Origin of the sequence: Actinomyces sp. Z5, assembly GCF_003287795.1 — a bacterium.
GTDB classification, from domain to species: domain Bacteria; phylum Actinomycetota; class Actinomycetes; order Actinomycetales; family Actinomycetaceae; genus Actinomyces; species Actinomyces glycerinitolerans.
Genome location: NZ_QMIN01000061.1, coordinates 3149 through 13270 on the forward strand (window position 1 = coordinate 3149; position 10122 = coordinate 13270).

Genomic DNA, 10122 nt, shown 5'->3' on the forward strand with positions numbered 1-10122 from the left:
GCGTCAGAACCCGGGCAGGGTCATGGGGTCGACAGTCGTCCCGTTGAGGTAGACCTCGAAGTGGCAGTGCGGTCCGGTGACCCCGCCGGTGGCACCAGTCAGCCCGATCTGCTGCCCCTTGGAGACCGTCTGCCCGACGTACACCTGCTGCACCGACAGGTGGCAGTAACGCACCTGCACGGACTGCCCGTCAATGACGCCGCCATTGATGGTCACGCTCTTCCCGCACGCAGTGCCGCCGTAGTCGGTGGTGCTGGTGACGGTGCCGGACACGGCCGCGTACTGGGGCGTGCCGGTAGACGCCATGAGGTCAACGCCGGCGTGGAGCTTCATGTAGCCCAGCACGGGGTGAAGGCGCCAGCCGTATGACGAGGTGACCACCAGGGCCCCGGCGATCGGGTGCCCGATCTTGCCGCTGCCCAGGGATGAGGTGTCGGTGCTGCCGGAACTGGCCACGCTCTGCCCGGACTTGACGGCCGCAGCCCGGTTCTCCGCGTCGATGCGCTGAATCTCGGCGGCGGCGGCGGCCTCGTCGGCCTGTGCCTGCGCCTGCTGCTCCTCCAGGTCGGCCTTCTTGTCCTCCAGGTCTGAGGCGGCGGTCTCCTTCTCGCTCTTGAGGGTGGCGACCTCGTCGCGCTTGGTCTGGGCGGTGTCCTTGGCGGTCTGGGCGGCCTGCTTGGCGGCGTCGGCCTCCGCTTTGAGCGTGGTCACACGCTCGGTGGTGGCATCCTGGCGGGCCTCGCGGTTGGCGGCCTGGGCGCGGTCCTCCTCGGCGGAGGACAGGACGGACTCCTGCACGCCGGTGGCGATCTCCATGGTGGAGGCCCGGTCGCTGAGCTCTTCGACCGAGTCGGAGGAGAGCACGTAGGTCCAGGAGGTGATGGCACTGTCGCCCTGGTAGGTGGCCACCACCAGGTCGGCCACGGAAGTGGTGTTCTCATCCACCGTGGTCTGCGTCTGCGCCGATTCCTCCTGCAGCGTGGCCAGGTCGGACTCTGCCACGGCCAGGCGGTCGGCTGCGGTCTGCTGCTCGCGTTCCTTCTGCGCCAGGACGGTCTCGGCGTCGTCGAGCTCGCTCTGGGCCGTGGAAAGGGCGGTCTCCGCGTTCTGCAGGTCGATGTAGGCCTGGCCGAGCTCGGCGGACACGCCCTCCAGGGAGGAGGCCAGCTCGGCCTGCTTCTGCTGGGCGGCGGCCTGATCGTCGACGGCGTCTTGACGCTCGTCTGCCAGCGCCCCGACAGAGAGCGGGGCGGCGACCAGCATCAGGGCGGTGGCGCCGATGGCGGCACGTCGGGCCCGTCGTCTAGTGCGGCGACTGGGACGCGGGCGGTTTGCAGCGCGGACTGGGAGCATGGGAATCAGACCCTCGTGTACCTAGACAGTGAGAAGGCGGAGGACACCAGCGCGAGGACGATCGCGGCCAGCAGCAGCCAGGGGGCCAACCGCACCACGTCGCCGATGCCGATGAAGGCGGTGAAGGTTAGGGAGGTGGACAGCCAGTCCACCACCACGTAGCGCACCAGCGCCCACAGCGCGGCCACGGAGCCGATCGCGCCGATCAGGGCGGCGATGGCGCCCTCAAGCATGAAGGGCAGTTGGATGAACAGGTTCGAGGCGCCCACCAGCCGCATGATGCCGGTTTCCTTGGAACGGCTCATGGCGGACAGCCGGATGGTGGTGGCGATCAGCAGCACCGCCGTCAGCGCCAGGATGGCGGCCAATCCCCCGGTGATCCAGGAGACCCGGTTCATCACCACGAACAGTGGCTCGAGGGTCTCCGCCTGGTCGATGACGCGTTCGACGCCGGCGCGGCCGGTGAACTGCTCGGCCACCACCTGGTACTTCTCCGGCTCGACCAGCTTGATGCGGAAGGACACCGGCATCATGTCCTCGGTGGCGTTGCGGCCGATGCGCGATTCACCATAGGCGGCCATGAACCGCTCGTAGGCCTCGGCCTTGGACTCGATGGTGTAGGTGTCGATGTAGGGGGCCAGCGTGTCGGAGTTGATCAGGTCCTCGACGGCGTCGATCTGCTCCTGGGTGGCCTCGCCGTCGGCGCAGGCAGCAGCGGTGGAGGACGTCGGGCACATGTAGACGCTGACCTCGACCTTGTCGTACCAGTCGCCCTTCATCACCGAGATCTGGTTCTGCAGCAGCACGGAGGCGCCGACGAACAGCAACGACACGAAGGACACCAGGATCACCGAGACGGTCATGACCAGGTTGCGGGTGAGCCCCTTGAAGGTCTCGGAGATGATGAAACGGAATCGCATGCGGTTACCTCAATGCCTCTTTCGCGAGATTCGTAGCCCTTGCATCCACGCTGCGCGCCGGCCTCAACGGTCCGAGCCGTACACGCCGCGCGCCTGGTCGCGCACGACCTCGCCGGCCTTGAGCTCGATGACGCGCTTGCGCATCTGGTCGACGATCTCGTCGTCGTGGGTGGCCATGACCACGGTGGTGCCCTGCCGGTTGATGCGGTCCAGCAGGCGCATGATGCCAACCGAGGTGGACGGGTCCAGGTTGCCGGTGGGCTCGTCGGCCATCAGCAGCTTGGGACGGTTGACCATGGCGCGGGCGATGGCCACGCGCTGCTGCTCACCGCCGGACAGCTCGTGCGGCAGGCGCTTCTCCTTGCCGGACAGTCCCACCAGCTCGAGCGCCTCGGGCACGGCCGTGAGGATGTAGTGGCGGGGCTTGCCGATCACCTGGGAGGCGATGGCGACGTTCTCGAACACGCTCTTGTTCTCCAGCAGCCGGAAGTCCTGGAAGACGAAGCCCATCTCCTGGCGCAGTTTGGGCACCTTCCAGCTGGAGATCTGTGACAGGTCGCGGCCGAGCACATGGATCGACCCGGAGGTGGGGCGCTCCTCGCGCAGGGTCAGGCGCAGGAAGGTGGACTTGCCGGAGCCGGACGCGCCCACCAGGAACACGAACTCCTCGCGCTCGATCTCTATGGAGACGTCATCGAGCGCGGGCCGGGCTCCGCGCTTGTACACCTTGGAGACGTTGTCGAATCGGATCATGGGGTAGTTGCTTCCTGCTCGTGGCCGACGCAGGCACGCCGGGGCTGCAAGCCACGGTAACCAGTGAGGCTTGGAATCCCGGCCGTGACACGCCAGGACACACCGACTGCGGGTGTGGTGAGGCCCGCGTTGGGGTTCTAACGTTCCGAGCATGTCAACAACGCATCCCGACGACGACTCCCCCACCCCGGCCGGCGGGCAAGAGCTCGACGTCGGCTCCTGGAACCGCTTCATCCCGTCTCTGACCCACCTGCTGCAGACCGGGCCCGACGACGGCGCAATCGGCGTGCGGCTCACCGCCACCGAGCCGATTGTCACCGCCGCGACGGCCGCCTACGCGCGTCCCGAAGGCGGCCTGCGCCGACTGCTGGGGCGACGGCGTCGCCTGTCCCCCTCCCCGCTGCCACCGGTCTTGACGGTGCGGACCTGCCCGGACGCGGTGGTGCTGACCGCGCCGCTGCTCGACGACGACGGCCGGGCCCGGCTCGGGGAGGATGCCCTGGCGGCCCTGGACTCGCTGGGTTGGAAGCGACAGGACGATGCGATGGTGCTGCGCGTGGTGGACGCCGCGTCGGCGGCCGAGTTGGCGACGCGAGTACTGATCGAGGTGTTCGACGTCGCCCACCCGGCCGACCTTGTTGCCGTCGCGGAGCCCGCAGCAGCGCCCGAGGCCTGAGCCGGCGACGCCGCGGGGCTGGGTCACCCGTCCTCGTCGGCGAGCGTGTAGTCGAAGGAGGACGCGTCGGCGGCGGGGCCGCTGGTGGAGCCGGCGGCGGAAAACGACTGGGATGGGCCGACCGGCGGCGGGTTCTGGCCGGTGGGGCGGATTACCTCGTCCGGGCCGGCGACGGCACCAGTGGCGGCCGAGCCGGCCGAGGTGGCGGCGGCCGGTGTGGTGGCGTCCGTCCCCGCCGCAGTGGTGGGGCCGGCGGTATCGGCCGAGCCGGCCGAGGTGGTGGCGGCCGACTCCTCGCCCGTGCCGGCGTCGTCGGCCTCGGCGGTATTGGCGCTGTGGATGATCCGCATGAAGCGCGACTCGCCGCGGGTCAAGTCGTGGCCGCCGCAGGATACGGTCAACACGTTGGTGGTGAACTGCTCGGTTCCCTTCGACCAGTTCTCCTGGGAGAAGCGGCCGACGAGCACCACCGGATCGCCCTTGTGCAGCGAGCGCCCCAGGTTCTCGGCCAGTGGGCCCCAGGACTTGGCGGTGAACCAGATGGTGTCGCCGTCCTGCCATCCGTCGGCGGTGCGGAAGGACGGGGAGGTGGCCAGGCGGAAGTAGCAGTAGGGGCGCCCGCCGGCGGTGCGGGTGACGGCGGGGTTGGTGCCGAGGACGCCTTGGATGACGAGATCGAGTTGACGGCTCATGGGTGCTCCTTGCGTTGGAAGCCGGCACCGTGCCGGCTGCCTCAACGGTCCCGCAGCCGCACCCCGCGCCGCCACCGGCCTGTGAATGCGGGGTCGGCACCCCCTGCACGAGCCGAACCTGTGGACGCCGGTGACCACCGGCGGGCCGCTACCGACCCGGAACCTGGAGGGCCTCGCGGAGCGCACGGTGGCGCGCCAGCACGCCGTCGGCGGGGCGGGTGAGGTCGCGTTCCACCACCGACGCCAGCCGCGCGCGCACGGTACGGGCATAATCGTCGGCCTCACGGCGGGCCCGCGAGTGCCGTGCAGACAGCGCCACCATCGCCACGACCAGGCCAATGATCAGCAACGTCACCGGCGCGATCAGGCCGGCGCCGACGGCACTGCCCTGCATCAGGCTGACCGCCGTCCACACCGCTCCGATCAGTGCGGTCAGCGTGCCGCCCCACCAGGCCAGTTCGATCAGCGGCGCGCGGTGGCGGGGCAGCTGCACGCTGCCGACCGCCTCGGCGGTGCGGGCGGCAAGGGCCTCGGGTGTGGCGACGGCGTTCTCCACGCTGTGCAGCCAGGCACCGGGCAGGCCCACGGTGGTGCGCCGCAGCCACGTGGTCTGAATAGAGGCGACGGCATCGCGGGCGGGCGGGGCGGGCCGGGCCATGGCGCGCGGGAAGGTGCGGGCCAGGCCGGTGCGCACCGAATCCTCCACCGCCTGGGCGCCGCACGCGTGCACGAGCGCGGTGACGGCGGCATCGGCCAGTTCGGGGCGGGTAGTCACGGGCTGCGCGGCGGCCGCGGGACGCAGGCGCATGGCGATCGCGTCAAGCCGCGCCGAGGCGGTGCGGGCGGCGTTGGACTCGCGGGAGACCCGCTCCAGGAACAGTTCACGTACCGCCCCGAGGTTGTCCCCGCGCACCGCGGAGACCGGCAGTACCTGCACGTCGTGCAGGCCGTCGGCCGCAAGCAGGCTGCGCACGTCCGCGAGCAGCGTGTCTACGCCGCCGGCGGGCAGGGTGTCCACCTGGTTGACCAGCACGAGCATGTCCTGTTGGCGGGCGCCCAGCCCCCGCAGGTAGCCCTCATGCAGGGCGGCGTCGGCGTATTTCTGCGGGTCCACCACCCACACCAGCAGGTCCGCGAGCGGCACCAGCCGGTCCACCTGGAGGGCGTGCTCGGTGTTGACGGAGTCGTAGTCGGGCACGTCCAGCAGCACCAGGCCGGCGAAGGCGTCCTGGTCGGTGGCGTCCAGCAGCGACTCGCGGCGGATGCGGCGCTCGTCGGCCACCTCCAGGAAGTCGAGCAGGGCCGCGGCGTCGTCGCCCCAGGTGCAGGCGGTGGCATGGGCGGTGGTGGGGCGGCGGGCGCCGACGTCGGCGAACTGCAGGCTGGTCAGGGCGTTGAACAGGGAGGACTTGCCGGAGCCGGTGCCGCCGAACAGGGCCACCACCGTGTGATCCACGCCGAGGGCCAGACGTTCGGCGACCTCGTCCAGTTGATCCCGGGCGGGCAGGGACAGGGAGGCGGGGATCTCTGTGGGGCAGTTGTCCAGGGCGGCGCGCAGGCCGTCCAGGCGGGCCTGGAGGTGGGCGGCGTCGAGCACGGTTTCCCCGGCGGGGGCGACGGTCGGGTTTGCGGTCATGCGGTGGCTCCGGGACGAGTGAACGGTGCGAGTTCGCCGGCGCGCAGGCGCAGCGCGGCGGCCAGGGCGGGATCGGGGGCCAGCGCGCGGGCGGCGCCGGCCGGGACGGCGGCGGCGAGCACGTCGGTCAGGGTCTGCGCCAGGGAGGTCTTGGCGTCGGTCACGGCCTGCCCGAGGCCCAGGCGGTTGGCGGCGGCGCGGACGCCGTCGATGCCGGCGGCGGCGGAGATCAGCAGGTCACCGGCTCCCTGCGGGGTCAGGCCCTTGGGCGGGGTGGTGATGCGGGCGGTCTGGTCTGCGGCCCAGGCGTCGACGACGGCGGTCGCGTCGGCGTCGGTGGGAAGCAACTCGCCGGCGCGGGCGGAGGCGCCGGCCTCCCGCCAGGTACGGGCGGCGTCGTCGCGAACGGTTACAAGGGCCGCCTCCAGGCGGGAGGCGACGGACTCGCGGACGTCGGCGGCAAGCGCGGACAGGGCGGCGGCGCGCGCCTTGCCGGTGCGGCCGAACCAGCCGGAGCGGAGTTTGCCGCCCTGCGCGAGCGGGGCCAGTGGGCCGCCGGAGGAGGCGAGGGTGATCCAGCGGGTGGTGGGGGCGCCCTGCGCGCAGGTGCCGCGCTCGACGTCGGCGCGCAGGTCCGCGCTGGGCGCCTCGAGGAGGTGCTGTGAGGCCTGTTCCAGGCGGGCGGCGGCGTCGTCCTGGGCGTCGACGCCGTCGGCGAGGGTGAGCAGATCGGCGCGCAGACCGGTCCACACGCCACGGCCGGTGCGGCGCACGAGCCCGGCGGCGCGGTGGCGGCCGGCCAGCAGTTGCAGCCAGTCGCGCAGCTCGCTGACGGAGGCATCCGGCAGCATGCCCTCGTGGGGGCCGGCGTCGGGGACTACGAAGAAGGGGGATTCGGCCAGGCCGAGGGCGTCCAGCCGCTCGATCAGGTCGCGGCGGACCTCGGCCAGCACCTTCACGGGGACGCGGTTCAGGACGATGCCGATGGGCGTTTCCCGGCCGGCCGCCTCCTCCAGGGAGGCCCACGGGGTTTGATCGCCGTAGCGGGCGGCGGTGGTGACGAACAGCCACAGGTCGGCGGCGTCGAGCAGCCGGGCGGCTAGGACGCGGTTGGTCTCCTGCACGGAGTCCAGGTCGGAGGCGTCCACGAGGGCCAGGCCGGCGGGGACCGCGGCGGAGGTGACGGTGACGCAGACCTGGGCGATCGGGTGGTCGGCGAGTGATTCGCGGTCCTCGGGGTTGACCACCAGGACCGGGGTGCGCGTGGTGGGGCGCAGTACGCCGGCGTCGGAGACCTCCTGACGGAGCACGGAGTTGACCAGGGTGGACTTGCCGGCGCCGGTGGAGCCGCCGACCACGACGATCGCCGGGATGTCGGCGTCGGCGAGACGTGGGAGTACGTGGTCGCGGATCTGGGCGATGAGGCCGGCACGCAGGCGGCGGGCGTCCTCGGCGCCGTCGGTGTTCAGGCTCAGGTCGAGGCTGGAAAGGTCCCCCACGGTGTCGGTGAGGACGTCGATGAGCTGTGCGCGGCTGAGCGCAGAGACGGGGACGTCTTCTCCGGCGGACAGCGGGGAAGCAGATGAAGCCATGGTCCAACCTTAGGCGGAAGCCGGGGCGAAGCCCGTATCGACCCGCCACTGTGGGGTTGGGGCGGGCTGAGCCGTCGGCGGCGGATGCGCGCACCGGCCGGGCGGGTGCGGCGCCGTCGGTGCGGGCGGAGGCGGCGTCACGGGCGGGCGGAGGGTCGGCAAGTGTTGCCCGCTCTGGCCAGGCGAGCCCGACACCAGCCGAGTTGGGACGGCGCCACGGGCGGGCCCGAACTGGGAACATGTGCCCGCGGTGACGTACGCTGAGCGCACGCCTCCGTAGCTCAATGGATAGAGCATCGGCCTTCTAATCCGCAGGTTCCCGGTTCGAGTCCGGGCGGGGGCACCAATGCGGGCCCTGGCCACGCCTCACGCAGCCGGGTCTAGACTCGGCGACCGTGAGCCGACAGATAACTACCGCCGATCCCCTGGTGTGGATCGACTGCGAGATGACGGGCCTGAGCCTGGAGACGGATGCGCTGATCGAGGTGGCCGTGATTGTCACCGACTACGAGCTCAAGCCGCTCGATAAGGGCATCGACGTCCTGATCAAGCCCCCGGCGGCCGCCCTGGAGCAGATGGGCGACTACGTGCGCGAGATGCACACCAGTTCCGGCCTGCTGGAGGAGCTCAAGGAGGGGCTGACGCTTCAGGAGGCCAACCGCACGGTCCTGGACTATGTGAAGTCCCTGGTGCCGGAGGCCCACACCGCGCAGCTGGCCGGCAACTCGGTGGGAACCGACAAGACCTTCCTGGCCCGCGACATGCCCGAGCTCATCGACTACCTGCACTACCGCATCGTCGACGTGTCCTCCATCAAGGAGGTCGCCAAGCGCTGGTTCCCGCGCACCTTCTTCCACGCGCCGGAGAAGCACGGCGGGCATCGCGCGCTGGCGGACATCCTGGAGTCGATCGACGAGCTGCGCTACTACCGCGCGGTGCTGTTCCCCAAGGATGAGGGTCCGACGAGCGAGGAGTGCCAGGCGGCCGCGGCCGAGATCGTCGCGCACCCGACGGCGGAGCTGCTCTGACGCCAACGGCTCCCCCGGCGTCCGTGCACCGGGCCGACGGCGAATCGCCGCCGGCCGGGCTCATCCAGCCGTCGGCGGCGGTTCCCCGTATCCGCGCCAGTTTCAGCCAGTCCGGCCGACGGCGGGGCGGCTGTCCCGCCGTATCTGCTCGCTCCCCTGCAGCGAAGGTGACGTAGTACACGGGGCTCCGATTGGTGCGACCGCATGTGAGCCGATAAAGTACCGACTCGGTGCGACGACGTCGCCCCATGGTGGCTGTAGCTCAGTCGGTAGAGCGCCTGGTTGTGGTCCAGGAGGTCGCGAGTTCAAGCCTCGTCAGCCACCCCACTTCTTGCAGCCGCAGTGCTGCTGCAAAGCCCTGACCCTGGCGCTGCATTCCGAGCCGCCGTTTCCCGCAGCCGCACTACCGGGCCGTCGCTCACCCCCACTGCCCGCTCACGGCATCGGGCTGTCCAAATCCGGCATAAACAAGCCTTTAACGGCGATCGGCGTTCCCCCGACCCTTGAAATCTTGCGGTTTGGTCGCTCGGCAGTCGATGTCTCGCCATCGTTTATGCCGGATTTGGACATTCGTTCCGGCGATCCGGGCCCGAAGAAGACAGGACCCGGGCGCAGCGCGAGTGCCGGCCCCGGTAGTCGGTGGAGACGGCGTGTTGCCCTCAATGGAGCCCGGCCTTGAAGACCGGGAAGACGCGTGAGGACGCCTGGGATGAGCTCGGGTGGACGCCCGCCTCAATGGAGCCCGGCCCTGAAGGCCGGGAAGACCGCCCTCGGATACGCACAGGCCAGCTTCGCCATCCTGCCTCAATGGAGCCCGGCCCTGAAGGCCGGGAAGACCAGGCTCAGGCCGAATAAGAACGCTCCGACACCCCCGGCCTCAATGGAGCCCGGCCTTGAAGACCGGGAAGACCGGGGCTTTCTGCTGCCCGGGCACGTACTGCGCGGGCCTCAATGGAGCCCGGCCCTGAAGGCCGGGAAGACCTGATGCCGGTGCGGTGGTCATGCGCCCAAGTATCGCGCAGCCTCACCGGGAAGACGCAGCCCGGAGACCTCATCTTCTGGGGCAGCAACGCGCCTCAATGGAGCCCGGCCTTGAAGACCGGGAAGACGTGGAGTGCCGCGGTCAGTTCCACATCAGCCCCAGGCCTCAATGGAGCCCGGCCTTGAAGACCGGGAAGACTGGAGGTGCCGATGCTGATCGAGCTCGACGAGGCCGCGCCTCAATGGAGCCCGGCCTTGAAGGCCGGGAAGACCCGAGCAACAGCTACGACCCCTACGCGGTCAGGCTTGAAGTGCCTCAATGGAGCCCGGCCCTGAAGGCCGGGAAGACATGATCCCGAAATCACCGACGACGGCTTCTACTTCGCCTCAATGGAGCCCGGCCCTGAAGGCCGGGAAGACGCGTTCGGGTACGTCACCAGCTACACGACCGGCGGGCCTCAATGGAGCCCGGCCCTGAAGGCCGGGAAGAC

The 10122-nt window shown here is 70.5% G+C and carries 8 protein-coding genes, 2 tRNA genes and 1 CRISPR repeat array; of the genes, 4 read left to right on the forward strand and 6 right to left on the reverse strand.

The window, feature by feature from the left end; translation table 11 throughout:
* Positions 1-3: 3 nt before the first annotated feature.
* The 3 genes from DRB06_RS08530 to ftsE form a co-directional block, all read right to left on the reverse strand.
* Entirely contained in the window at positions 4-1353 is a 1350-nt protein-coding gene (locus tag DRB06_RS08530) for a M23 family metallopeptidase (protein ID WP_111819695.1), read from the reverse strand.
* 5 nt (positions 1354-1358) lie between these two features.
* The gene (gene ftsX, locus DRB06_RS08535) at positions 1359-2273 is read right to left on the reverse strand and encodes a permease-like cell division protein FtsX (protein WP_111819696.1); all 915 of its coding nucleotides are present in this window, start codon (positions 2271-2273) and stop codon (positions 1359-1361) included.
* Positions 2274-2336: 63 nt separating this feature from the next.
* Positions 2337-3026 carry a cell division ATP-binding protein FtsE gene (ftsE, locus tag DRB06_RS08540; RefSeq protein ID WP_073330837.1) on the reverse strand — a complete coding sequence of 230 codons (690 nt, stop codon included), beginning with the start codon at positions 3024-3026 and terminating at the stop codon, positions 2337-2339.
* Between the two features lie 151 nt (positions 3027-3177).
* Between ftsE and DRB06_RS08545 the strand changes: the two genes are divergently transcribed.
* Positions 3178-3702 carry a TY-Chap domain-containing protein gene (locus tag DRB06_RS08545; protein ID WP_111819697.1) on the forward strand — a complete coding sequence of 175 codons (525 nt, stop codon included), beginning with the start codon at positions 3178-3180 and terminating at the stop codon, positions 3700-3702.
* Between the two features lie 23 nt (positions 3703-3725).
* On the opposite strand, the gene DRB06_RS08550 is transcribed toward DRB06_RS08545, so the two are convergent.
* From DRB06_RS08550 to DRB06_RS08560, 3 genes are all read right to left on the reverse strand, one after another.
* Positions 3726-4394, reverse strand: coding sequence for a single-stranded DNA-binding protein (locus DRB06_RS08550; protein WP_111819698.1), 669 nt, complete (start codon positions 4392-4394; stop codon positions 3726-3728).
* A gap of 148 nt (positions 4395-4542) precedes the next feature.
* A complete protein-coding gene (locus DRB06_RS08555) occupies positions 4543-6030 on the reverse strand; it encodes a GTPase (RefSeq protein WP_111819699.1) in 1488 nt (495 codons plus the stop codon).
* Entirely contained in the window at positions 6027-7622 is a 1596-nt protein-coding gene (locus tag DRB06_RS08560; protein WP_111819700.1) for a GTPase domain-containing protein, read from the reverse strand. Before DRB06_RS08560 ends, DRB06_RS08555 begins: the two co-directional genes overlap by 4 nt.
* A 270-nt stretch (positions 7623-7892) precedes the next feature.
* Here DRB06_RS08560 and DRB06_RS08565 point away from each other — a divergent pair.
* From DRB06_RS08565 to DRB06_RS08575, 3 genes are all read left to right on the forward strand, one after another.
* Positions 7893-7968 (forward strand) — tRNA-Arg (locus tag DRB06_RS08565).
* A gap of 61 nt (positions 7969-8029) precedes the next feature.
* Positions 8030-8650 carry an oligoribonuclease gene (gene orn / locus DRB06_RS08570; RefSeq protein ID WP_108969839.1) on the forward strand — a complete coding sequence of 207 codons (621 nt, stop codon included), beginning with the start codon at positions 8030-8032 and terminating at the stop codon, positions 8648-8650.
* A 251-nt stretch (positions 8651-8901) separates the two neighbouring features.
* Positions 8902-8977: transfer RNA gene (locus tag DRB06_RS08575), tRNA-His, on the forward strand.
* 329 nt (positions 8978-9306) lie between these two features.
* A CRISPR array of direct repeats spans positions 9307-9632; the repeat unit is 37 nt; unit sequence GCCTCAATGGAGCCCGGCCCTGAAGGCCGGGAAGACC.
* Positions 9633-10122 lie beyond the last annotated feature (490 nt).